The organism is Brevibacillus formosus (genome assembly GCF_003013405.1).
Lineage (GTDB): Bacteria > Bacillota > Bacilli > Brevibacillales > Brevibacillaceae > Brevibacillus > Brevibacillus formosus.
In genome coordinates this window covers 139,529-162,654 of record NZ_PXZL01000007.1, presented here as the reverse complement: position 1 = coordinate 162,654, position 23,126 = coordinate 139,529, and the positions used below count along the sequence as shown (strand labels likewise).

The window sequence follows — 23,126 nt, the reverse complement described above, 5'->3', positions numbered from 1 at the left end:
CTGCCTGGTTTTGTCTTTTTCTGGAACTGATTTTTTCGGGAGGACAAACGATGACTGCCATAGTCTGGTTCCGTCGGGATCTGCGCTTGCACGACCATGCTGCTTTGCACGCAGCTACGTTTACAGGTGATCCGATTATTCCTGTTTATATAGTGGAGGATTCGCTTTGTCGTTCTGCGGCTGTAGGGGATAAGCGACTGCATGCACATTTTTCTGCGATAGCTGCACTCGACGAAGCTTTGGCTCAACTGGGAGGGTGCCTCTTGATTCGCCACGGCAACCCACATCAAGTGCTCTGCCAATTAGTGGAAGATACGGGTGCAAATAAGCTGTTTTTCAATCGGGATTATACGCCAGAGGCTCGCAAGCGAGACGAGCTCGTGTCAGAAGTGTTGAGCAGTCAAGGCGTATTTGTACATACATGCAAGGATTTGGTATTGCATGAGCCCGGGGAAATTATGACGAAGCAGCGGACACCGTATGCGGTTTTTACACCTTATCGCCGCGTTTGGCAGACGCTCCCCAAAGACCGGCCACTCCTTCAGCCGACAAATTGGAATCTATTTGATCGGTTGAAGGAGTTGGAGAGTGAGCCAGTCCCTACTGTGGAAGTGTTTGGACGAAAACGACCGAACGGCTCTGAGTGGGAAATGGAGCAGTTCGGGGAGCGAACGGCACGCAAACGATTGCAGCAATTTTTAGATGGTGACATTTATACGTATAAAGAACAACGCGACATGCCAGGAGTGAATGCGACCTCCCGGCTGTCTTTTGCCCTAAACGCAGGTGCTCTGTCTATACGAACGGTGTATCATAGCGTACAGGAAGTGCTTGCTGATGCGCGGGGTGAGCAGGTTACCTCGATCGAAGCTTTTCTTACGGAACTCATTTGGAGAGAATTTTATCAGCAGGTGCTTTATTTCCATCCACACACGACTAACCATGCCTACCTGCCACAATTTGAAGAGGTCGCTTGGGAGAACAGGAAGGACCTGTTTGCTCGCTGGTGCCATGGGGAGACGGGCTACCCGATTGTGGACGCTGCTATGAAGCAGTTGAATGAGACGGGATGGATGCACAATCGGCTGAGGATGATTACTGCTTCCTTTTTGACAAAGGATTTACTTGTGGATTGGCGTTGGGGAATGGCCTATTTCGCACAGCACTTGATCGATTTCGATGAAGCGGCAAACATCGGGGGATGGCAGTGGAGTGCTTCGACTGGTACCGATGCGCAACCTTATTTTCGGATTTTTAATCCTGTCACACAAGGGGAAAAGTTTGATCCGGACGGCGTTTTCGTCAAAAAATATCTTCCCGTACTGCGTGAAGTACCTCTACAATATATTCATAAACCGTGGGACATGCCGGAGCATATCCAAGAGCAAGCAGAGTGCAGGATTGGCTTCGACTACCCGCTTCCTTGTGTGGACCATGCACAAAGAAGAAAGCTGGCCATGGCCTTGTTTCAGGAGGCAAAAGAACGCCATGCAAAGACTGAGTAACAACTTTTAGGCAAAGGGAGACAGAGACGTGGCACAACTATATTTTCGGTATGGAGCAATGAATGCTTCCAAATCCATTCAATTATTGACCGTTGCCCACAACTACGAGCAATCGGGGAAAAAAGTAGTAGTGTTTACTCCAGCAGTTGATGATCGCTATGGCGTGGGAAAAGTGGCTTCGCGTGTTGGGATTAGCCGAGAAGCGATTCCGATTAGCGAAGAGACGGACCTGTATCAAATCGTAGAGGCAGAGTCAGTCAAGCCGCATTGCGTGTTGGTTGACGAGGCTCAGTTCATCAGTCGCCACCATGTGGATCAGCTCGTCAGGATCGTAGACAAGCTGGGAATCCCCGTAATCGTCTATGGCTTGTTGAAAAACTTCAAGAATGAGCTCTTCCCTGGCAGCGCCGCCCTTCTATGCGAGGCTGATAAAGTAGAAGAAATTAAAACGGTTTGTGTATATTGCAATAAAAAGGCAACGCATATTCTCAAGTTCAAAAATGGACAACCCGTCTACTCCGGGGAGACGATTGAGATTGCTGGGAATGATACATACAGCAGCGTCTGTCGCAAGCATTACTATACCCCTCCAGTTGCCGAATAACGAAAGCATAGCCACCCCCTGTTTGTCCCGTGCATGAGCCCAAGAGGCGATGCGCAGACTAAGCAAAACAGGAGGTGGCTTTTTCATGCGGACACAGCCTAATTGGCTTTTGCGCAGCTCGCGTGTTGTTCTGGGCTTGGTTGTACTTACGACTGTCCTCACTGTGGGATGCGGGGGAAATACGGCTAGGCAACAGGGCTATAGTACGGATGTGAGAAATACACAGCACAATATGAAGATCAGAGGGGATCAAAGCGGCAATACACTTCAAGGCCGTGCGCCTGTTGCTGCGGATCGTGACCCGTTAATGGGACGCAATCAAAATCCGAATATGGTGATCGGCCACTGGAACTCACGTAATACCCAAGTCGACGTGACCAATATGGAAAGGATGGCCATGTCGGTAAAAGGTGTGGAAAACGCTCGCATCACACTCAGCGATGCCAATGCATATGTTACTCTTGACCTTGTGCATAACATCACTGCGAATCAAGCGCGAACCATCGAGCAGCAGGTGATTTCGCTTCTTCAGGAAAGAATCCCGCGTTACGATTTTCACTTAACCTCGCATGACGGTTACCATCGCTGACAGGTGAGCAGGACGTATGTAGCAAGGCTCGGCATAGCCGGGCCTGTTTGGCATCGGTAAAACATTTCCAGTTATAATGCACTTTGACTTCTCGCGCCATTCCTCCTATAATTTATCTGTTATAACCGTTTTTATGGTAGATAGCATTTTATCGCAATTCATATCTAACATACATGCTACCAAGGCTTCGCCTGCGCCAAAAGGCTATTATTCTTTGCGATGGGGTGAAATAAAAATGTTTACACGCTTATCTGCAGTCGAAGAGCGTTTTGAAGAAGTAACCAATCTCCTATGTGACCCCGACGTCATTAGTGATACAAAACGCTTGCGTGAACTGTCCAAGGAACAATCTTCGTTGGAAGAGACGGTAACAACATACCGTGAATATAAATCAGTGGTGAGTCAAATTGATGACGCCAAAGCGATGCTGGAAGAGAAGCTGGATGACGAGATGCGTGAAATGGTCAAGCTCGAACTCAACGAATTGTCAGCACGCAAGGAACAACTGGAAGATCGCTTGAAGATCCTGTTGCTTCCAAAAGACCCGAACGATGAGAAAAACGTGATTGTGGAAATCCGCGGTGCCGCGGGTGGCGATGAAGCTGCACTGTTTGCGGCGGTGCTGTTCCGTATGTACACGCGTTTTGCGGAGCGCAACGCTTTTAAAATTGAAGTGCTGGAGGCAAGCCCAACCGATATTGGCGGATACAAGGAAATTGTCTTCTCGCTTTCTGGCCGCGGTGCCTACAGCAAAATGAAGTTCGAAAGCGGCGCGCATCGTGTGCAACGCATCCCGGCTACTGAGTCCGGTGGGCGCATCCATACTTCTACTGCAACTGTTCTGGTTCTGCCAGAAGCAGAAGACGTGGAAGTGGAAGTACACGAAAAAGATATCCGCATCGATACGTTCTGCTCCAGTGGTGCAGGCGGTCAGAGCGTTAACACGACCAAGTCTGCGGTTCGCGTAACGCATATTCCTACAGGGATCATGGTTTCTTGTCAGGACGAGAAATCCCAGCATTCCAACAAAGACAAAGCGCTGCGTGTATTGCGTGCTCGTCTGTATGATTTCTACATGCAACAACAAAATGCGGAAGCAGATGCAACGCGCAAAAGCTTGGTGGGTACTGGTGACCGAAGCGAGCGCATCCGCACGTACAACTATCCACAAAGCCGCGTGACCGACCACCGCATCGGTCTGACCCTGCACCGACTGGAATCGGTATTGGAAGGCGAATTGGATGAAGTGATCGACAACCTGATCCTGCATGAACAAACGGAGCTTTTGAAAAGCCATGCACACTCAGCTTGATTGGTCTGATGTCACGACGATTCGAGAAGCCCTATTACGGGCTTCTTCCTTTTTGCGGGAAAAAGGGACGAAGGATCCTTTGTTCGAAGCGGAGCTAATGATTCGTCATTGTCTCAACTGGGATCGGACACGCTTTTTAATGGCGATGACGGATTCAATCGATGCAGAAACATTGGTGAAGCTGGACGGACTGTGCATGCGCAGGGCGAATAACGAGCCATTGCAATACATGTTTGGCGAACAGGAGTTTTACGGACGTCCTTTTACGGTGCGACCAGGGGTGCTGATCCCAAGACCGGAAACGGAGATACTGGTGGAGCAAGTGCTGGCTGCCGCTGCAAAGCTCTGGCCTGAGAGCGAAGAGCTAGCGGTGGTGGATATCGGCACAGGGAGCGGAGCCATCTGCATTACACTCGCGCTAGAAAAACCGCAATGGCGTGTGACTACGGTGGACCTGTCTCCTGAGGCAACGGCAATTGCTCGGGAAAATGCAGGTCGTCTTGGGGCAGATGTCCGCTTTCTACAAGGGGATTTGGTGCAGCCGCTTTTGGAAGCAGGCGAAAAGGTAGACATCCTCGTGTCCAATCCACCTTATATCCCGAGCCGCGATGTCGAGGAGCTGGACGATGAAGTGCGCGTACATGAACCGCGCTTGGCTTTGGATGGCGGTGAAGATGGTCTGGATTGCTATCGTCGCCTGTGTGAGGCGCTGCCGAGTCTATTAAAAGATAGAGCGGTCGTAGCGTTTGAGGTAGGCATTTATCAGGCTGGGGATGTAGCGGCATTGATGAGGGCATCCGGTGTCATGGATGAGGTAGAGATTGTTCCAGACTTGGCGGGGATTGAGCGGGTTGTTGTCGGAGTGAGACGATAGCACTGACTCGTCTCGCCTTTTTTACATAGGGAATGAATGTTTGAAATCGTGTGAATCCGTCCATACTGATTGCTAAAGAGAGAAGATCAGTATAGAGGGAGACGGATAACGATGAAACGGATGTTGTTGATGGCGTTTAGCCTGTTTATGCTTATGATGAGCTGGGAGGGGCAGCTTACTTCGGCCAATGTGTTGGATAATGGGCCGATCCCTCAGGAATCCGTTCGCTTGCGCATTATTGCGAACAGCGATTCTGTCCAAGATCAATGGTTAAAGCGCGAAGTCAGAGATGCGATTATCGCTCAAATGAATACGTGGGCGGACGATATCGAGACGTTGGAGGAAGCAGAGCAAGTGATTCAATCACAATTGCCTGTCCTTCAACAAGTGGTAGACAAGACGATCAAGAAACGCGGTTTTTCTTACAAAGCTGTAGTCGATTTCGGCGAAGTCCCTTTTCCGACGAAGCTGTACGGCTCCTATGTGTACCCTGCGGGTAATTACCGAGCAGTCCGTGTACAAATCGGGGAGGCAAAAGGTCAAAACTGGTGGTGTGTCCTGTTCCCGCCGCTCTGCTTTATTGACATGTCAAATGGCGACGCTGTAAAGGCAGAGCCAACTCCAGAACCTGAAGAAACTGAGCAAACGACCGCAGCTGTATCCGAGGAAGTAGCGGTCTTACCCCTAGAAGAAAACGAAGTAGAGCTACATTCCGAAACGAATAAAGTGGACGCTGAGCAAACAAAAGTAGAAGTGGAAGAGTCCGAAGAGGTAGAAAAAGCAGAAGAAGTAACGGCCTCTGCTCCTGAAGTAGAAGTGAGATTTTACTTATGGGAAAAAATCGAGGGCTGGCTCTCCTAAGCTGGACATAAAAAAACGACACCCGCCGCTCGTGCAGGTGTCGTTTTGAATTGCTGCGATTACTTTTTGAATAAAGCCTCACGAATCTCAGACTTCAACAAATCTTGGTAACGCTGAGCAGGGATCGCGAACTCTGGCATTCCCGCTGCATAGGCGGCAATTTCGTATTGACCAAAATGGATCATCAGGTTGCCATCTTTAAAAGAGAAGCCTTGATCCTCTCTGATGCTTTCGAATCCATCGTAAGGATTAAAGCCATCCGCCTCGGTTTTTTCTTTTATTTGTTGCAAAATGATTTGATTGAAAATGGTACGGTAGTCATGGCCGGACTGGAACAGATCAGCCAGCTTCAATTGTTTTGATTTGGTTTGATTATCGATGTTGTAATACGTAACATCCGTCATGCCATGTGCTCCGCCTGTATATATGTACGTCTGTACGGAGAAAGAAACGAGATTGCCAGCATTGTATACCTCATAAGAGATGTCGAGCGCATGAGGGCGTGGCTCCCATCCGTGCTTTTTCGCTTCTGCCGCATCTGCTTTGCCGGCTTTTTGTCCTTCCGCCAAGCCTGTTTGCGCTTCTTTCAGCAGAGCAGCGTTCAGTTTTGCTTCAAAAGCTTTATCCTTCATCCCGCTAATCACTGGGATGGATACTTTACCTTGAAATTCTTTCGTATCGACCGTAATGGTTTTTGGTGTGAATACGACACCGTTTGCTTGTGGCTTTGGCGCTTGCACAGCTGGTTTTGCGGAGGCTGCAGGTAAAGCAGGTGCTGCAAATACTGGGGCAGCGACGGCTGTTAACAATACAGCTGTGCCAAGCAGGCTGGAAGCTAAGGATTTAAAAGATGACATTTCATTCACGGTCCTTTCGATAAAGGGAAAGTTATTGTTTTGTTTTCGTGTTCATTCTACTACAAGGCTAAGACGGAGGAAGTTAAAAAAAGGTAACAAGGCTCCCTTTTCCACGCTGTTCAGAAAAGTTATTCACAAGTTACCCACAGCCTGTTGAAAACTTTTTTGTGCACATCTATACTTAAGGCACTCCTTACAAAGAAACGAGCTAGAGAAAGGATTTTTTAACGATGGAAATGAATTTTGTGACAAAAGTCTGGTCTGTGGATAACGATGTGGAAAATCAGCATAGTTGTGCACAGATTGTGGATGCAGCCCGTTTTCTTCGAGAAGGGGCGGTTGTCGCGTTTCCCACAGAGACGGTTTATGGCTTGGGAGCGAATGCATTATCAAATGAAGCAGTGGAAAAAATATTTACAGCAAAAGGCAGACCCAGCGATAATCCGCTGATTGTACATATTGGAGCCTGGGACCAGTTGTCCACAGTAGCAAGTGAGGTTCCGGAGAAAGGGAAAAAGCTGATGGAGGCGTTTTGGCCTGGACCCTTGACAGTGATTTTGCCAAAAACCGATCAGGTAGCTTCGCTGGTAACGGCAGGACTGGATTCAGTCGGGGTTCGCATGCCTGATCATCCGATTGCCTTGGCTTTGATCAAGGAAGCGGGAGTACCGATTGCAGCTCCGAGCGCCAATCGCTCTGGACGTCCGAGTCCTACGACTGCGGCGCATGTATTGGCTGACTTGGATGGACGCGTAGCAGGAGTGGTCGATGGTGGGGCAACAGGTGTTGGGGTAGAGTCTACTGTGATTGATGTGACACAGGACCCGCCCATGATTCTACGCCCAGGCGGCATTACACGGGAGCAAATGGAACCAGTAATTGGCTATGTGGAGCTCGATCCTTCTTTTCGAGTGGGAGCAGCCGAGGCACCGCGCTCTCCAGGGATGAAATATACGCATTACGCTCCGGAAGGCGAAATGTGGCTAGTATCTGGAGAGAGTGAAAAAGTTCGGGCAAAAATGGAAGACATGCTGCAACAGGCGAAGCAACACGGTCAAAAAACGGGTGTGCTGGCAACGGAAGAAACAGCTCCCTTTTGGCAAAGCCACGTGTCGGCAGATGTCGTTCTTGTGGTCGGATCACAAGCGGATCTGGAGGCGGTTGCCCAACAGCTGTACGCAGTGCTGCGAGAATTCGACGATCGAGAAGTGCAGTATATTGTTGGGGAGACTTTCCCGCGAAACGGGTTAGGTATGGCCGTGATGAATCGCTTGGAAAAGGCTGCTGGAGGCCGTGTCTTGTCCGTGTAAACCTGTCCTAAACTCCCCCTTGTCCGCATAAGGTGAAGAGACGGGAGGGGAGCTGCTTGGACCAGGTGTTATTCCAATGGGGGCAATTTTTGACGTTGCTCATTATTGCTTTCGCCTTAAGTATGGATGCCTTTTCGTTAGGAATTGGCGTAGGAATGGTTGGCATTCGGTTACGAGAGATTATCAAAGTAAGTATCACCATCGGACTGTTTCACATTATGATGCCGATCATCGGGATTGTCGTTGGAGCGTACTTGTCCGATTTGATTGGAGATATAGCCGTGTTTATTGGCGGTGGGGTCCTGATGATCATCGGCTTGCATATGCTATGGAATGGCTTTGTTCAAGGGGATCAAAAAAGTGTGTTGAAGACAAAAGGGTTCGGACTTATGCTCTTCGCATTTAGTGTCAGCCTGGATGCTTTCACCGTCGGTTTCTCGTTCGGCTTGATCGAGGTCAATAGAATTTTGGCCATCTCCCTGTTTGGAGTAATGGGTGCCACGATGTCTTACTTCGGCTTATTGTTAGGCAGGAGTGTGGGAGGGTGGCTTGGCGAATACAGTGAATTAATAGGTGGACTTATTTTGTTTGGTTTTGGGTTAAAATTTATGATATAACCGGACTAATTATCAGGAGAGGAGGAACCATACGTGAAACGGATACTTTTCGTCTGTACGGGAAATACGTGCCGAAGCCCAATGGCAGAAGCGATGTTCCGTGCGAAGACAGACGGACAGGGGCTTGAAATACGCTCAGCTGGCGTGGCGGCATTTGCCGGTCAGGATGCCTCCTTGCACGCCAAACAAGTATTAGAAGAGCGAGGAATTGCCCACGATCACAAGGCCAGCAAGGTAGACGATGGGTTGATTGAATGGTCTGATGTCATTTTGACGATGACGCACGGTCACAAGCGCGCGATCTTGACGTATTTCCCCTCAGCCGCTGAAAAGGTGCATACCCTACAAGAGTTCGTGGGGATAGAAGGCTTTAGTGATATTGCTGACCCATATGGGGGATCACTGATGGATTATCGCAGGTGTGCCGAAGAAATCGAAGAGTCACTGGAAAGGCTCTCATTGATGCTCAAGGACCCAGCTCTTCGTAAATCAGTGGATGAATAGGGTGCTGGTGTATAGCCAGGGCCTTGTTTTTTGTGAGAGTACGAACGATTTTTTAGTGACTTGATAAAAATGTTCACTTTTTACTTATGGCTTTTTGATGTATACTAGACGAAGATTATGAGACAAGCGAGGGATGACAGATGAAAGTAGCACTTGCTGCTGATCACGGTGGATACAAGCTAAAAGAGGAGATCAAGACTCTGCTGGCCTCCATGAACATCCAAACGGAAGACTTCGGCTGCACCTGCGAGGAATCGGTTGATTATCCCGATTATGCTTTGCCAGTAGCGGAAAAGGTGGCAGCGGGGGAGTTTGATCGAGGCATTCTCGTTTGCGGAACAGGTATCGGCATGTCGATCGCAGCCAACAAGGTTCCAGGCATCCGTTGTGCACTTGTGCATGATACGTTTTCTGCACGCGCAACCCGTGAGCATAACAACACCAATGTGTTGGCGATGGGTGAGCGGGTCATTGGACCGGGTCTTGCGCTTGATATCGTGAAAATTTGGTTGGAAACAGAGTTTCAAGGTGGTCGCCACGAGCGCCGTGTGGAAAAGATTTCCCAAATTGAAGCGAAGCATGCGGGAGTGAAGTAAGTGGATTTATCCGCTATCGAAAAACAAATCAGTGAAATTGTCGAAGAAGTAGCCGATTTGGCGGAGCTGAAAGCTGGACAGCTTATGGTGATTGGGTGCAGTACCAGCGAGGTGCTCGGGGAGCATATTGGAAAAGCTGGCAGCCAAGATGTAGCGAAAGCTTTGTATCGCGGGATCCAATCTGTTGTAGAGAAACGCGGCTTTGCTGTTGCCTTTCAATGTTGTGAACATTTGAACAGGGCTCTGGTCGTCGAGCGCGATGTTGCGTTGCGATACGGACTGGAAGAGGTCTCGGTTGTTCCCGTTCCGACTGCTGGAGGCTCTATGGCTGCGCATGCATTTACACAGTTCACGGATGCAGCCGTTGTAGAGCACATTCGCGCGCATGCAGGCATAGATATCGGCCATACGCTTATCGGCATGCATCTGAAGCATGTGGCAGTACCGGTTCGTCCGACATTGCGTCTCGTTGGACAAGCACATGTTACGGCAGCCCGCACACGTCCCAAGCTGATTGGCGGACCGCGCGCCGTGTATGAGAAAACACCACCAAATGAAAGCTGCACGTAAAAGAGGAGGAGAAACTACTATGCTAGATTTTTTACGTAAACAAGACCCACAAGTAATGGAAGCCATTCAATTGGAGCTCGGAAGACAACGCGACAAGATTGAGCTGATTGCTTCTGAAAACTTCGTAAGCCGCGCAGTTATGGAAGCAATGGGAACCGTTTTGACGAACAAATACGCAGAAGGTTACCCAGGCCGCCGCTATTACGGTGGTTGCGAGTATGTGGATATCGTGGAAAACATCGCGCGCGACCGCGTAAAAGAAATTTTCGGCGCTGAGCATGCAAACGTACAACCACACTCCGGTGCTCAGGCGAACATGGCAGTATACTTCACGATTCTTCAGCCAGGCGACACCGTATTGGGAATGAACCTGTCCCACGGTGGTCACTTGACGCATGGTAGTGCAGTAAACTTCTCCGGTACTCTGTACAATTTCGTTGACTACGGTGTAGATGAAGATACTCACCTGATCAACTATGAAGTTGTTCGTGCAAAAGCATTGGAGCACAAGCCAAAACTGATCGTTTGTGGGGCGAGTGCCTATCCACGTACGATTGATTTTGCTAAATTCCGTGAGATCGCGGATGAAGTGGGCGCGTACTTCATGGTCGACATGGCGCACATCGCTGGTCTGGTTGCGGCAGGTCTGCATCCAAATCCAGTGCCGCATGCACATTTTGTTACTTCTACGACGCACAAGACTCTGCGTGGACCGCGCGGCGGTTTGATTTTGTGCAAGGAAGAATTCGCGAAGGGCATCGACAAATCCGTATTCCCAGGCGTTCAAGGTGGTCCGTTGATGCATGTGATCGCAGCAAAAGCGGTTGCCTTCGGCGAAAACCTGCAACCAGAATTCAAGGATTACGCAAATCGCATCATCAAGAATGCTCGTGCGTTTGCTGAGGCACTGACTGCTGAAGGTCTGACGCTTGTTTCCGGCGGAACGGATAACCACCTCGTATTGGTTGATGTAAGCAAAATCGGCCTAACTGGTAAAGTAGCTGAGCATCTGCTGGACGAAGTAAGCATTACAACGAACAAAAATACGATTCCTTACGATACACAAAGCCCGTTTGTTACAAGCGGTGTGCGCATGGGTACGCCAGCAGTTACAAGCCGCGGTTTTGATGAGGAAGCAATGAAAGAAGTAGCAGCGATTATCGCTCTGACATTGAAAAATCCAGAGGATGCTGCGAAGCACGAGGAAGCACGCCAACGTGTGGCAGCTTTGTGCCAACGCTTCCCGATGTATGAAGGCTTGAATATCTAAGCAAGGCAACGAGAAGCAGACCCAGTGGAAATTTTCCCATAGGGGTCTGCTTTTCTTTACTTCCCGGCTGTTGCCAGGGGTCAAGGAAGGCAAAAAGTACGAAGATTAGGCAAATTGACGGCTCAACTCTCACCAGCTATTATAGAAAGGATGTATTGATAGGGAAACGGAGGAAATGACATGAGCCGTGTATATGTGTTTGACCATCCGCTGATTCAGCATAAAGTTACGTATATTCGTGACAAGAATACAGGGACCAAGGAATTTCGCGAACTGGTAGATGAAGTGACTACTCTGATGGGCTATGAAATTACCCGTGATATGCCGTTGGAGGAAACTACGATCGAAACGCCAGTGGCTACCTGTCAGTCGAATGTAATTGCTGGTAAAAAAGTAGGGTTGGTACCGATTCTTCGTGCTGGTCTTGGTATGGTGGATGGCCTGATGAGGTTGATCCCTGCTGCCAAAGTAGGACACGTGGGTCTTTACCGCGATCCGGAAACCCTGCAGCCTGTTGAGTATTATGTGAAGCTGCCATCCGATGTTGCTGAGCGTGAGTTGATTGTAACTGACCCGATGCTGGCGACTGGTGGTTCCGCTGTTGCCGCTCTTACTGCTTTGAAAAAACGTGGAGCGAAAAACTTGAAACTGATGTGCCTCATCGCTGCTCCAGAAGGCATCAAGCTAGTTCAGGACGAACATCCTGATGTAGATATTTACGTAGCGGCTGTTGACGAATATTTAAACGACCATGGATACATCGTGCCAGGCTTGGGCGATGCGGGTGACCGCTTGTACGGCACGAAGTAGTCGGAGAGGGAAAAACGGATGAAAACTGTAAAAGTAATGACGGTATTCGGCACACGTCCGGAAGCGATTAAAATGGCGCCACTTGTCCATGAATTGAACAAGTACAGCGAACAGATTGAATCGGTCGTTTGCGTGACGGCTCAGCATCGTCAAATGCTCGATCAGGTTTTGGACATTTTTGATATTCAACCAGACATTGATTTGAACATCATGAAGGATCGCCAAACGCTGGTGGGTGTGACCACTCGCGCATTGGAGAGCCTGGATGAAACGATGAAGGAAGTAAAACCGGACATTGTCCTCGTACACGGGGATACGACAACCACTTTTGTGGCGAGTCTGGCTGCTTTTTATAATCAAGTCGCGATTGGCCACGTGGAAGCGGGCTTGCGCACATGGGACAAGTACTCGCCGTTCCCGGAAGAGATGAACCGTCAGTTGACAGGTGTAATGGCTGACCTTCACTTCTCTCCGACCAATGGATCGGCTGACAATCTTCGTCGCGAAGCAAAGCCGGAAAAGAGCATCTACGTGACAGGAAACACAGCGATTGACGCGTTGAAAACAACGGTTCGCGAGGATTACACGCATCCGGTGCTTGATCGCGTAGCTGGTCAGAAGCTGGTACTGATGACGGCGCATCGCCGCGAAAATTTGGGCGAGCCAATGCGCCGTATTTTCCGTGCAGTTCGAAGACTGGTGGACGAGCATCCTGAGATTGCTGTTGTGTATCCGGTTCACTTGAATCCTGCTGTACAAGAAGTGGCGCAGGAGATTCTCGGAAACCACGATCGCATTTCGTTGATCGAACCATTGGATGCCCTTGATTTCCACAACTTTGCTCGTCGTGCTCATCTCATCCTGACCGATTCCGGCGGGGTACAAGAGGAAGCGCCGTCTCTTGGCGTACCAGTCCTGGTTCTGCGCGATACGACAGAACGCCCTGAGGGGATTGAAGCAGGCACGTTGAAGCTCGTGGGTACCGACGAAGAGCAAGTGTATGCAATGGCAAAAGAATTGCTGACCAACCAATCGGCTTACGATGCAATGGCGCATGCTGTCAACCCGTACGGGGATGGCGAGGCTTCCCGTCGTATCGTAGAAGCAATCCTCTATCATTTTGGTTTGCGAGCTGAACAACCAGAGCCTTTCCAACCAGGTCAGTAACATACAGCTAGGAAAACCCGCCAGGTATCGTTCGTCAAAACCGGGCGGGTTTCTTGTTGTAGAGGGATTTTCTGGTTTTGGTGACTGACGATTTGGTATGTTTTTCTAATAGGGAATCGAGAAAATTGGCGAAACTATCCATGACCTTTTGCGTCTAATATTTAGTTGCTTGGCTTAGATGGTAGAAAGACAGAGTTTGGAATACGGAGAGGAGTTACCAACATGAGAGCGCAAAGGATAGTAACGCTGCTCACGGCCACGACCATGGCCTGGGGAGCTTTTGTTCCGTTTGTGCCGTTTGCGACCAATGTCGCACACGCCAGAGCGGAAACCAGTGCATTGAATATGATGTGGCAAACCCCAATTGGTGAGGGGACCACTTTGCAGAAATATACGAAATCATTTGCCAATCAAGTAGTCACGATCATGGTAACCAAGGTTGATCTGAATAATCCTTACGTTGAGGTCAAACCGGTATACGGAACGAAAGGCAAGCTGACAGACAGGCAGACGGTTACACAAATGGCGCGTGAAACCGGAGCTGTAGCAGCGATCAATGCCGATTTTTTTAACATGTCCAAGCGGGGAGCGCCGTTTGGTATTGTCATGAAAGACGATGAACTCATATCTTCCATGGGCTTGGTCTCCTACTGGTACGCGCTGGGCTTGACTGGAGACAAGATGGCCATCGTCGACAAGTTTGGCTTTGGCGGCAAGGTTACTGCTCCTAATGGCGCTACCTATTCGATTCAGGGTGTCAACAAGGAAGAGTACAACCCGAGTGATTCACGAAAAAGTCACCAGAACCAATTGAACGTCTATACCCCTTCCTTTGGCAAAACCAGCTTGGGGACGATACCGGGCTACAAAGATGTCGTCGAGATTCTGTTTGTAGACAACGTAGCCAAAGAAGTTCGTGTGAATCAACCTGGCGTATACATACCTTACAACGGCTATGTCCTTTGGGGACATGGAGCAGCAGGAGCATTCCTCAAACAAAACTTCCCAGTAGGCGCTACTGCAGCGGTTGAGTACCAAACGACACCACAGACACTCAACCTAAAGCAAGCGGTAGGCGGCAATGTGATTTTGGTTGATCAAGGGAAAGCGCTCACTTCCTTTCAAGCGGACAAGTCCATCATCAACAAGACGGCACGCACATCGGTCGGAGTTTCCCAGGACGGGAAGACCTTGTACATGGTCACGATCGATGCGAGCCAAGGCGTTTATTTGGACGAGCTGGCAAAAATCATGGCGGAGCTCGGCTCTTATCGGGCTGTAAACTTTGACGGTGGCGGCTCTACGACCATGGCAGCTCGCATGCTGGGTGAGACACACGCCAATCTGGCGAATAAGCCGAGCGGCGGTGCTGAGCGTCGCGTACCTACTGGACTGGCCGTATACAACACGGCACCTGCTGGAGAGTTGAAAGGCTTCCAAATCGATGTACCGGCAGATGTGCTTATCGGACAATCTATCCCGCTCAGCGCATCCAAAGGTTATGACGTTCATTACCAGCCGTATGCAATCAATGCAGGCGATGTAAGCTGGGATGCTAGTCAGTCCGAGGCGGGCTCCGTAAATGGCAAGCACTTCACACCAGCTCGCTCCGGCAAGATCACATTGACTGCGCGATTGGGCAATGTGACGCAAAATAAAGACATTCAAGTCATTTCCGGAAACGATGTTCAGCAAATCATCGTTTCCCCGAATCCGATCACGATTGCACCGGGACAATCCCTTCATCTCGATGTCAAAATCAAAACGAAAAAGGGCTCAACCGTACAAGCGACGCCACTTAGCGTAAAAGCGAGTGTCGATTCTTCCGTAGCGACGATTAACGACAATCTGCAACTGGTAGCAGGCAATGAGCCAGGTAACGGAAACCTGACGATTACGTATGATGGCGTGGCGACAACCGTACCATTTGCCGTTGGACAATTTGAGCAGCCATGGCTCACGTTCGATAATCAGGCTGGCATGTACCATGCGGCAAATCCATCCAGCATCAGTTCGGCTGGTTCGTTCGCGCTCGTCTCCGATCAGACATTCCGCACGAAAAAGGCAGCGAAGCTGGTGTACAACTTCTCTGGAGCACCAGCGAATAACATGCGGATTTCGTACGGCGTTCTGGGAGCGAAACCTGTGACCATCCCTGGCAAGCCGCTCGGATTGGGCTTGTGGGTCAATGGTGATAACAGCGGACATTGGCTCCGTGCAGAAGCAGTCGATGCAAATGGCAAGCCGGTCTACGTCGATCTGGCAAAAGAGATCAATTGGACAGGCTGGAAGCAAGTGAAAGGCTACTTCCCGAGCAATGTTGCCTATCCATTGCAGCTGAAGAGTGTGTATGTCGTTGACCAAGCCAATGATGGCATTACACACGACAAAGGAACACTGTACATGGATGAATTCTCGCTACTCTTGGGCAACCAGTCAGGTCAGCCAAGCGATGTAGCCGTTGTCCCTGAACTGCCAGGCAGTATGTCCCTCGGGGCGGAGCTCGATCTCCATTATTCGTTTGCAAATACTGCATCTTACCTGGATAGTGCGCTGATTGATGTGGAGTCGATCGTGACCCAGCCGATGCCAGGATATGTGCCTGCTGATTATTCGTTTACGATTAAACCGGGCGAACTAAAAGCAGGACAAGAGGACGCAATTTCCACTTCGTCGATTCAGTTGACCTTGGCACCGAAGCAATGGCTCGCTGGAAAAGGCGTTGGACTCTTGTACGTAAACCAAGTGAACAATACTTTGGATCCGCTTCTGGGAACCATGAATGCTCAAGGTCAGTGGGTATATGAAGTCAATAGCTACGGCAAGTACATTCCGTACTACCTGGACAATGCAGGCACGAGCAGCGCTGGATTCACAGATATCGCGAAGCATCCCGCCAAGGCAGAAATCACCTACATGGCGGAAAAGGGCTACGTGAAGGGTTTGACGGAGACGACGTTCGGCCCAGAGGCTTCTTTGACAAGAGCACAGTTCGTTACCCTGCTCGCGCGCACTTTTGAATGGGAGCTGCCTTCCTCACCAAAGCTGAAATTTAAGGATAAGGTGCCTTCCTATGCGCAAGGTGCCGTACAGGTTGCTGTTTCCAAAGGCCTCGTGAAGGGGTATAACGATAACACCTTCCGTCCGGATCAGCCGGTGACTCGCGCAGAGGCTGCAGTCATTCTCAATCGTCTCGTGAATAAAAAGGGAGCGACGAAAAAGGTATCCGATAAAGGGACCTGGCCATCCTGGGCAACTACATCCATCAACAACATGGTCGGACTCGGTTTGATTGATCCAGTCGGAGGAAATTATCAGCCGAATAAACCGACGACGAGAGCAGTGTGTGTCGTAGCGCTTTATCGGATCCTACATCAAGTTAAATAGAATCGGAATAAAAAAGGTCAAGCTCCTCTAACGAAGAGGAGCTTGACCTTTTTGAGTTTTAGAAGATATCGATGAGCTGACAAAGCTGGTGAGAAGAAAAAGCGCAGAGCTCGTAGACCTTGACAACGCCTACCTAGTCGGAACTTCCAAAAGGGGACCACGCTTGTCGAACACTTCTTCCTTGAGAACCTTCCGCCCGTAGGGTGGCTTTGGCTCGACGGTCCCCTTTTGGAAGTGGAGACGGACAGTGAATCCCCATTGCGGGCGTGTCAGAGTCGAAGAGAACCGCGCTTTTTCTTCTCCTCCACTATGTTGACTCAAACCAGAAGAGCCTTCTTCGATCTTGCTAATTTTTCAAAGTCGAGAAAAAAGCTTTGCCAAAATAGGTTAACCATTTTAAAATAACGGTTAACAAATATATGTTAACCGAGGTTGTGATTTGGTTGTTAAATAATTATGCAGAGCTCTCTGCCAAAAACAAGCAATACGTTTGGCATCCCTTCACCCAAATGAAAGACTACGTCGCACAGGAGCCACTGATTATTGAGAGAGGAGAAGGGATCAAGCTGTTCGATGTGAACGGCAAGGCTTATTACGACGGCTTTTCCTCCGTGTGGTTGAACGTCCATGGCCACAATGTTCCCGAGCTGAATCAGGCGATCACGGAGCAGCTCGACCAGATTGCCCACTCTACCTTGCTCGGCATGGCAAACGTCCCATCCATTTTATTAGCGGAAAAGCTGATCCACCTCGCTCCAAAAGGATTGGGCAAGGTCTTTTACTCTGACAACGGGGCAACGGCAGTCGAAATCTCACTGAAAATGGCGTTCCAATACTGGCAAAATCGCGGGCAGACCAGTAAGCATTCGTTTATCACGATGAACAATGCCTATCACGGGGATACGATTGGAGCTACCAGCGTGGGAGCCATTCCTCTCTACCATCAGGTCTACAAGCCACTGCTCTTTTCTCCACATGTCATTCCATATCCTTATCCATACCGGCAAGGCGGCGAAGAAGCAGCCGTTCAGGCCACATTGAGCAGTCTGGAAAGCTTGCTTCGGGAAAGAGCTCATGAGATTGCGGCGATGATCGTAGAGCCTGTCGTGCAGGGAGCAAGCGGCATGATTATCATGCCAGACGGTTGCTTGAAAAAAATCGCGGAGCTGTTGCGTGCCTATGATGTATTGCTGATCGCAGACGAAGTAGCGACAGGATTTGGACGCACTGGCAAAATGTTCGCTTGTGAGCATGATGGGGTCGTGCCAGACATCATGGCGGTTGCAAAAGGGCTCACGGGAGGGTATTTGCCAGTAGCGGCTACCTTAGTAACCGAGCAGATTTATGATGCTTTTTTCGCCGACTATGAGGAACAGAAAACCTTCTTTCACGGACATTCGTTCACAGGAAATCCACTCGGCTGTGCAGTTGCTCTCGCCAACCTGCGGCTGATGGAGGAGCGCGGAGTCGTTCAACAAGTAGCAAAAAAAGCAATCGATCTGGATCAATTGCTAAAGCCACTTCGCGACCTGCCTCATGTAGGAGATATCCGGCAAAAAGGCTTGATGGCGGGAATCGAGCTGGTTCGAGATAAAGAGACCAAGGAGCCTTATCACTGGAATGAGCGGATCGGTGTACGTGTCTGTCAGGTAGCGAGAGAAAAAGGGCTTTTGACACGCCCGTTGGGCAACGTCATCGTTTTTATCCCTCCGCTTGTATCTACAACTGAAGAATTGGCTGACATGATTCGGATTTTGGCGGAATCGATTCAAGACGTAACGACAGGTGATACGAGGAGTGATTGATATGGCTGATCGCCCCTTTTCCGGATTGTTCATCACAGGAACAGATACAGGCGTAGGCAAAACGGTTGTGACTGCCGGAATCGCATCCGTGTTGCGTGAGACAGGAGTGGACATAGGGGTTTGGAAGCCAGTCCAGTCAGGAGCACGAGCACATGATGAGGGTAGTGACGCTATGTGCTTGAGAGCGTGGAGCGGAGTGACTGACGCGTGTGAGGAGATAGCCCCGCTCTGTTTTGAGGCACCGCTTACCCCTTTTCTGGCTGCGGAAGCAGAGGGGAAAAGCTTGACTATGGAGGAAGTAATCGCTTGCGGGCGCCCTCTGATGGAACGTTATCCGGCACTCCTCGTCGAAGGAGCCGGTGGTTTGCTTGTTCCATTGACTCCAACAGAAACGATGGCGGATCTTGCTGCTCGACTGAACCTGCCAATGCTCATCGTGGCTCGGGCTGGGCTCGGTACAATTAACCATACGCTCTTGACCGTCTGGTATGCACGGGAACTCGGGATCGAGGTTGCAGGTGTCATCCTGAATCAAAACAACTCAGCGGGTGTTATCGATGAGAGTGTCAAAACAAACGCGAGCATGATTGAGAGCTATGGGGGAGTTCCCGTGTGGGGTGTACTTCCATGGATAGACCAACCGTTAGAGCGCCAGCAGTTGACACAGCTAATCCACGAATGTGTGGACATCGGACAGTTGTGTCAGTGGAGCCATAAATAAAAAGAAGGGGAGACGAGAAAATGAAGCAAAGCACCTGTCTGGATTGGAAGGAATACGCTCATAAAGCGATCGCCAAAGAAGAGTTTACGCAGGAAGAGGCTATGAAGGTGTTGCAAGCGCCGGATGATGAGCTGCTGCTGGTCATGAACGAAGCTTTTCGCGTCCGAAAGCACTTTTTCGGGAAAAAGGTCAAACTGAATATGATCATCAATGCCAAGAGCGGCCTATGCCCAGAGGATTGCGGTTACTGCTCGCAGTCGATTGTTTCGAATGCTCCTGTATCCAAGTACACGATGCTGGACAAGGAGACATTGCTCGCAGGTGCGCGAGAAGCCATGAATCGAAAAGCAGGTACATACTGTATTGTCGCTTCAGGACGTGGTCCCACGGAAAAAGAGCTGGGCCAAGTTATCGAAGCAGTCAAAGAAATCCGCGAGACGATGCCACTGAAAATTTGCGCGTGTTTAGGGATTTTAAGCGATGAACAAGCAACGCGCCTAAAAGATTCAGGTGTTCACCGCTACAATCATAATCTCAACACGAGTCGCAACCATTACGAAGCGATTACGACAACGCACACATACGATCAGCGTGTACAGACAGTCGATACCGTGAAAAGAGCAGGAATGTCGCCATGCGCAGGCGTGATCATCGGCATGGGGGAGAGCGATGAGGAGATCGTCGAAATGGCATTTGCTCTGCGCAATCTCGACGCAGATTCCATTCCGATCAATTTTTTAAATGCGATTCCAGGAACCCCGTTGGAGGATAAAGGACGCACCCCGGCAATGAAAGCTCTTCGTGTTCTCGCCTTGTTCCGATTTATTTGCCCGGATAAAGAAATTCGTGTTGCGGGTGGTCGAGAAGTGAATTTGCGCACCTTGCAGCCGCTCTCCTTGTATGCAGCCAACTCGTTGTTCGTGGGCGACTATTTGACGACGCCCGGGCAAGAAATCACGACAGACCATCAGATGATTGAAGACCTCGGCTTTGAAATCGAGCTGTGTGCGCTATAGGACAGTATCAGTTATGAAGAAGCGCTACACATGGCTGGAAGAAGAATACGATTCATTGCGCAAACAATCGTTGGCAAGAGAATGGAACACCGTAGAGTCAGCTAGTGATCGCGCAGGCACGTGGATTCAAGTCGAAGGGAAACCATTATTAAACCTTTCATCGAACAACTATTTGGGCTTGGCCCATGATCGACGAATCGTGGAAGCTGGCAAGATGGCGGCAGAGGAGTGGGGGGCAGGAGGAACTGCCTCTCGCCTCGTCCATGGCAACTACGCGTTGTACGACGAGCTGGAACAACAATTGGCGGCGTGGAAAGAGAGAGAAGGGGCGCTTGTTTTTGCAAACGGCTATCAGGCAAATACAGGGGTACTTGCAGCGCTTGCTGGAAGAGGCGACGCTGTTTTTAGTGATCGGTTGAATCACGCCAGCATTGTAGATGGGATCGTGCTCAGTCGGGCGGAGCATTTTCGGTACAGACATAACGACATGGAACATCTGGAATTTTTGCTGAAAAAGCACCAGGATACAAGACGGAAGTGGATCGTCACGGACAGCATATTCTCCATGGACGGTGATAAAGCCCCTCTTCTTGAATTGGTACAACTGCGAGATCGTTACGATGCCATGCTGATGGTTGATGAAGCCCATGCAGGGGGAGTACGTGGTGAAGAAGGGCAGGGCTTGTGCCACGAGCTGGGCATCGCCGGACAAGTCGATGTTTTGATGGGGACCTTCAGCAAGGCATTTGGTGTTTATGGGGCATACGTATGCGCAGATGAGATCATCATTCGCTATTTGATGACAAAAGCGCGCTCACTGGTCTATTCCACAGCTCTGCCCCCTGCTGTGATTGGCTCGAATCTGGCGGCGTTGTCTCTAGTGCAAACAGACTCTTGGCGAAGAAAAGCAGTGAGGCAGAATGCGCTCATGTTTCGCCAGTTGCTTCGCTCACGCGGGTTTACCGTAGACGAAGAAGATACGCCAATCATCCCGCTCACGTTAGGGGAGAATGAATGGACCCTCCAATTTAGCAAAAGGCTTCGGCAGCGAGGGATTGCAGCAGTAGCGATTCGACCTCCTACTGTGCCAGCAGGAACTGCGCGTATCCGTTTTACGGTGATGGCTGCCCATACGCGCGAAGAGCTGGAGTGGGCTTGCGAGCAAGTGAGCGAAATCAGAGACGAGCTTCACAAAGGAGGGACGATATCGTGAGAAAAGTGATGCTGTGGCTAACCGGGTGGGGAATGCCAGATTGCAGCTGGGATGCAGTTCGCTCACAGTTTCCTTCCTATCAGCACATCAGTCCTACTTATTCGGACGTCACGGATTCCTCGCAATTCTTCGAGAGAGTAGAAGAGAAAGTCCGCTCACTAGCGGTGCAGGAGCTGATTGTAGTGGGGTGGTCTATGGGAGGGATGCTCGGGCTACGCCTCGCTGCCCAATACCCGGTCTCAGGACTTGTTTTGATCGGCACCACAGCCCGCTTTACGTCCGAACAGCATGACCTTCGCAGAGGGTGGCATCCTGTTGTTTTGCAAAGGATGAAAAGGCAGCTTTCAGTAGCACGCGAGCGGGTAATGGACGGATTTGTCGAACAGATGCTAACACCAGGAGAGCGTAAACAAACAGGTTTGCACGAGAGACTGAATAGCCAGAAGTGGAGTACGGAGGCGTTGATTGCGGGCTTGACCTATTTAGAAGAAGAGGATTGCCGACCGTTCCTGTCTTCGCTGACTACTCCCACTCTCGTCATTCATGGAACAGAGGATGCTATTTGTTCGTTCGCAGCCGGAGAAGAACTGGCGAGTAGCCTTGCAGGTGCCCATTTCGTGCAAATTCCTGACTGTGGTCATGCTCCGCATGTATTTGTTCCGGAGGTTGTAGGAGAATCGCTAAAGAGGATGGTGGAGCAGCTTGCAAAAGAGGGCAATCAGCAGCCGATTTAGTGAGAAGGCTGGCTCTTACGAAAAATACGCACTCGTGCAAAAGAAGATGGCCGATCATTTGAGCCAAATGGTTACAGAGATAATGAACGAGAACGAGGTGCGAAGCATTGTAGAGATTGGCTGTGGGACAGGGAGGTTAACCCGCGTCATTCGCAGCCATTTTTCTGCTGCCCATTACGAAGCAATAGAGATTGCATCAGGCATGTTGGAGCAGGCGAAGAACAATCTGGAGCAGCACGGCCTGATTTGTTCGTTTTCTCAAGCCGATGCCGAAGAATGGGTTTGGGAACAACAGGCGAAGTCAAAGGATTTGATCGTTTCAGGCGCGTGTTTTCAGTGGTTTGCCAAGCCAGCGCATACGCTAAAAGGATTGGGAAGAATCCTGAAGTCTGGAGCACCTTTGGTTTTTTCAACATTTGGACCCGATACTTTTTGGGAGCTGCATGATTCGTTTGCTCATGCTCATGTGATTTTGGGGGAAAAGGGAGTACGTCATGGCTTGGAGTTTCTCTCAGCACGTGATTGGCGAGAGCTATTGGAGCAAGCAGGGTTTACGGATATAGAGATCATTAGGAAATATGAACGGCTAACTTACCCGGGAGTACGGGATTTCTTGCATGCCGTGAAAGCCGTGGGCGCTAGTGCAAGTATGGAGCAAGGGAGCGGTATTGGGCGCAGAAGACTCCTTGCAGAAATGATTCGTTACTATGAGCAGACGTACAAAAGAGAAACGGGCATCCCTGTCACCTACGAAGTTATTTACGTTCGTGCAGTTTCATCTATGTAGTGTGTTTTCAATGATTT

22 protein-coding genes are annotated in these 23,126 nt (G+C 49.9%); 21 read left to right on the top strand and 1 reads right to left on the bottom strand.

Features of this window, described 5'->3' with window-relative positions:
- Positions 1 to 50 precede the first annotated feature (50 nt).
- From C7R91_RS07535 to spoIIR, 6 genes are all read left to right on the top strand, one after another.
- The gene (locus C7R91_RS07535; protein ID WP_047069836.1) at positions 51 to 1,505 is read left to right on the top strand and encodes a cryptochrome/photolyase family protein; all 1,455 of its coding nucleotides are present in this window, start codon (positions 51 to 53) and stop codon (positions 1,503 to 1,505) included.
- A 28-nt stretch (positions 1,506 to 1,533) separates the two neighbouring features.
- Positions 1,534 to 2,109 carry a thymidine kinase gene (locus C7R91_RS07530; protein WP_007725515.1) on the top strand — a complete coding sequence of 192 codons (576 nt, stop codon included), beginning with the start codon at positions 1,534 to 1,536 and terminating at the stop codon, positions 2,107 to 2,109.
- A gap of 85 nt (positions 2,110 to 2,194) precedes the next feature.
- Positions 2,195 to 2,698 (top strand): sporulation protein, encoded by a 504-nt coding sequence (locus C7R91_RS07525; RefSeq protein ID WP_047069835.1) that lies wholly within the window; start codon positions 2,195 to 2,197, stop codon positions 2,696 to 2,698.
- Positions 2,699 to 2,933: 235 nt separating this feature from the next.
- A complete protein-coding gene (prfA, locus tag C7R91_RS07520; protein ID WP_047069834.1) occupies positions 2,934 to 4,010 on the top strand; it encodes a peptide chain release factor 1 in 1,077 nt (358 codons plus the stop codon).
- Entirely contained in the window at positions 3,994 to 4,884 is an 891-nt protein-coding gene (gene prmC, locus C7R91_RS07515) for a peptide chain release factor N(5)-glutamine methyltransferase (RefSeq protein ID WP_047069833.1), read from the top strand. Before prfA ends, prmC begins: the two co-directional genes overlap by 17 nt.
- 111 nt (positions 4,885 to 4,995) lie before the next feature.
- Positions 4,996 to 5,745 (top strand): stage II sporulation protein R, encoded by a 750-nt coding sequence (spoIIR, locus tag C7R91_RS07510; protein ID WP_047069832.1) that lies wholly within the window; start codon positions 4,996 to 4,998, stop codon positions 5,743 to 5,745.
- Positions 5,746 to 5,804: 59 nt separating this feature from the next.
- Here the strand turns inward: spoIIR and C7R91_RS07505 are convergent, their stop codons facing one another.
- Positions 5,805 to 6,602, bottom strand: coding sequence for a DUF3298 and DUF4163 domain-containing protein (locus tag C7R91_RS07505; RefSeq protein WP_047069831.1), 798 nt, complete (start codon positions 6,600 to 6,602; stop codon positions 5,805 to 5,807).
- A gap of 230 nt (positions 6,603 to 6,832) precedes the next feature.
- Here C7R91_RS07505 and C7R91_RS07500 point away from each other — a divergent pair, with 230 nt between their 5' ends.
- The 15 genes from C7R91_RS07500 (at position 6,833) to bioC (ending at position 23,109) form a co-directional block, all read left to right on the top strand.
- Entirely contained in the window at positions 6,833 to 7,912 is a 1,080-nt protein-coding gene (locus C7R91_RS07500; RefSeq protein WP_047069830.1) for an L-threonylcarbamoyladenylate synthase, read from the top strand.
- A gap of 56 nt (positions 7,913 to 7,968) precedes the next feature.
- Positions 7,969 to 8,529 (top strand): manganese efflux pump MntP, encoded by a 561-nt coding sequence (locus C7R91_RS07495; RefSeq protein WP_047069829.1) that lies wholly within the window; start codon positions 7,969 to 7,971, stop codon positions 8,527 to 8,529.
- 33 nt (positions 8,530 to 8,562) lie between these two features.
- Positions 8,563 to 9,033 (top strand): low molecular weight protein arginine phosphatase, encoded by a 471-nt coding sequence (locus C7R91_RS07490; protein WP_047069828.1) that lies wholly within the window; start codon positions 8,563 to 8,565, stop codon positions 9,031 to 9,033.
- 140 nt (positions 9,034 to 9,173) lie between these two features.
- Positions 9,174 to 9,629, top strand: coding sequence for a ribose 5-phosphate isomerase B (gene rpiB, locus C7R91_RS07485; RefSeq protein ID WP_007725502.1), 456 nt, complete (start codon positions 9,174 to 9,176; stop codon positions 9,627 to 9,629).
- Positions 9,630 to 10,199, top strand: coding sequence for a TIGR01440 family protein (locus tag C7R91_RS07480; protein ID WP_047069827.1), 570 nt, complete (start codon positions 9,630 to 9,632; stop codon positions 10,197 to 10,199).
- A gap of 19 nt (positions 10,200 to 10,218) precedes the next feature.
- Positions 10,219 to 11,469, top strand: a complete 1,251-nt coding sequence (gene glyA / locus C7R91_RS07475; protein WP_047069826.1) for a serine hydroxymethyltransferase — start codon at positions 10,219 to 10,221, stop codon at positions 11,467 to 11,469.
- A gap of 180 nt (positions 11,470 to 11,649) precedes the next feature.
- The gene (gene upp, locus C7R91_RS07470) at positions 11,650 to 12,279 is read left to right on the top strand and encodes a uracil phosphoribosyltransferase (protein WP_047069825.1); all 630 of its coding nucleotides are present in this window, start codon (positions 11,650 to 11,652) and stop codon (positions 12,277 to 12,279) included.
- A gap of 18 nt (positions 12,280 to 12,297) precedes the next feature.
- Positions 12,298 to 13,446, top strand: coding sequence for a non-hydrolyzing UDP-N-acetylglucosamine 2-epimerase (gene wecB, locus C7R91_RS07465; RefSeq protein ID WP_047069824.1), 1,149 nt, complete (start codon positions 12,298 to 12,300; stop codon positions 13,444 to 13,446).
- Positions 13,447 to 13,668: 222 nt separating this feature from the next.
- The gene (locus C7R91_RS07460) at positions 13,669 to 16,833 is read left to right on the top strand and encodes a phosphodiester glycosidase family protein (protein ID WP_047069823.1); all 3,165 of its coding nucleotides are present in this window, start codon (positions 13,669 to 13,671) and stop codon (positions 16,831 to 16,833) included.
- Positions 16,834 to 17,252: 419 nt separating this feature from the next.
- Positions 17,253 to 18,638, top strand: coding sequence for an adenosylmethionine--8-amino-7-oxononanoate transaminase (gene bioA / locus C7R91_RS07450; RefSeq protein ID WP_047069822.1), 1,386 nt, complete (start codon positions 17,253 to 17,255; stop codon positions 18,636 to 18,638).
- A 1-nt stretch (position 18,639) separates the two neighbouring features.
- Positions 18,640 to 19,359 (top strand): dethiobiotin synthase, encoded by a 720-nt coding sequence (bioD, locus tag C7R91_RS07445; protein ID WP_047069821.1) that lies wholly within the window; start codon positions 18,640 to 18,642, stop codon positions 19,357 to 19,359.
- Positions 19,360 to 19,379: 20 nt separating this feature from the next.
- Complete coding sequence (bioB, locus tag C7R91_RS07440; protein WP_047069820.1) at positions 19,380 to 20,375, top strand: biotin synthase BioB; 996 nt, start codon at positions 19,380 to 19,382, stop codon at positions 20,373 to 20,375.
- A gap of 13 nt (positions 20,376 to 20,388) precedes the next feature.
- Complete coding sequence (gene bioF, locus C7R91_RS07435; protein WP_047069819.1) at positions 20,389 to 21,588, top strand: 8-amino-7-oxononanoate synthase; 1,200 nt, start codon at positions 20,389 to 20,391, stop codon at positions 21,586 to 21,588.
- Positions 21,585 to 22,322 carry an alpha/beta fold hydrolase gene (locus tag C7R91_RS07430; RefSeq protein ID WP_047069818.1) on the top strand — a complete coding sequence of 246 codons (738 nt, stop codon included), beginning with the start codon at positions 21,585 to 21,587 and terminating at the stop codon, positions 22,320 to 22,322. Before bioF ends, C7R91_RS07430 begins: the two co-directional genes overlap by 4 nt.
- Complete coding sequence (gene bioC / locus C7R91_RS07425; RefSeq protein WP_047069817.1) at positions 22,291 to 23,109, top strand: malonyl-ACP O-methyltransferase BioC; 819 nt, start codon at positions 22,291 to 22,293, stop codon at positions 23,107 to 23,109. The genes C7R91_RS07430 and bioC overlap by 32 nt, the downstream gene beginning before the upstream one ends.
- Positions 23,110 to 23,126 lie beyond the last annotated feature (17 nt).

What these genes read in the sequence shown, in the direction of transcription:
- C7R91_RS07535 (WP_047069836.1), top strand. Translation starts at nt 51, where the DNA reads ATGACTGCCATAGTCTGGTTCCGTCGGGATCTGCGCTTGCACGACCAT.
- C7R91_RS07525 (WP_047069835.1), top strand. Translation starts at nt 2,195, where the DNA reads ATGCGGACACAGCCTAATTGGCTTTTGCGCAGCTCGCGTGTTGTTCTG.
- prfA (WP_047069834.1), top strand. Translation starts at nt 2,934, where the DNA reads ATGTTTACACGCTTATCTGCAGTCGAAGAGCGTTTTGAAGAAGTAACC.
- prmC (WP_047069833.1), top strand. Translation starts at nt 3,994, where the DNA reads ATGCACACTCAGCTTGATTGGTCTGATGTCACGACGATTCGAGAAGCC.
- spoIIR (WP_047069832.1), top strand. Translation starts at nt 4,996, where the DNA reads ATGAAACGGATGTTGTTGATGGCGTTTAGCCTGTTTATGCTTATGATG.
- C7R91_RS07505 (WP_047069831.1), bottom strand. Translation starts at nt 6,602, where the DNA reads ATGTCATCTTTTAAATCCTTAGCTTCCAGCCTGCTTGGCACAGCTGTA.
- C7R91_RS07500 (WP_047069830.1), top strand. Translation starts at nt 6,833, where the DNA reads ATGGAAATGAATTTTGTGACAAAAGTCTGGTCTGTGGATAACGATGTG.
- rpiB (WP_007725502.1), top strand. Translation starts at nt 9,174, where the DNA reads ATGAAAGTAGCACTTGCTGCTGATCACGGTGGATACAAGCTAAAAGAG.
- glyA (WP_047069826.1), top strand. Translation starts at nt 10,219, where the DNA reads ATGCTAGATTTTTTACGTAAACAAGACCCACAAGTAATGGAAGCCATT.
- upp (WP_047069825.1), top strand. Translation starts at nt 11,650, where the DNA reads ATGAGCCGTGTATATGTGTTTGACCATCCGCTGATTCAGCATAAAGTT.
- wecB (WP_047069824.1), top strand. Translation starts at nt 12,298, where the DNA reads ATGAAAACTGTAAAAGTAATGACGGTATTCGGCACACGTCCGGAAGCG.
- C7R91_RS07460 (WP_047069823.1), top strand. Translation starts at nt 13,669, where the DNA reads ATGAGAGCGCAAAGGATAGTAACGCTGCTCACGGCCACGACCATGGCC.
- bioA (WP_047069822.1), top strand. Translation starts at nt 17,253, where the DNA reads ATGTTAACCGAGGTTGTGATTTGGTTGTTAAATAATTATGCAGAGCTC.
- bioD (WP_047069821.1), top strand. Translation starts at nt 18,640, where the DNA reads ATGGCTGATCGCCCCTTTTCCGGATTGTTCATCACAGGAACAGATACA.
- bioB (WP_047069820.1), top strand. Translation starts at nt 19,380, where the DNA reads ATGAAGCAAAGCACCTGTCTGGATTGGAAGGAATACGCTCATAAAGCG.
- bioF (WP_047069819.1), top strand. Translation starts at nt 20,389, where the DNA reads ATGAAGAAGCGCTACACATGGCTGGAAGAAGAATACGATTCATTGCGC.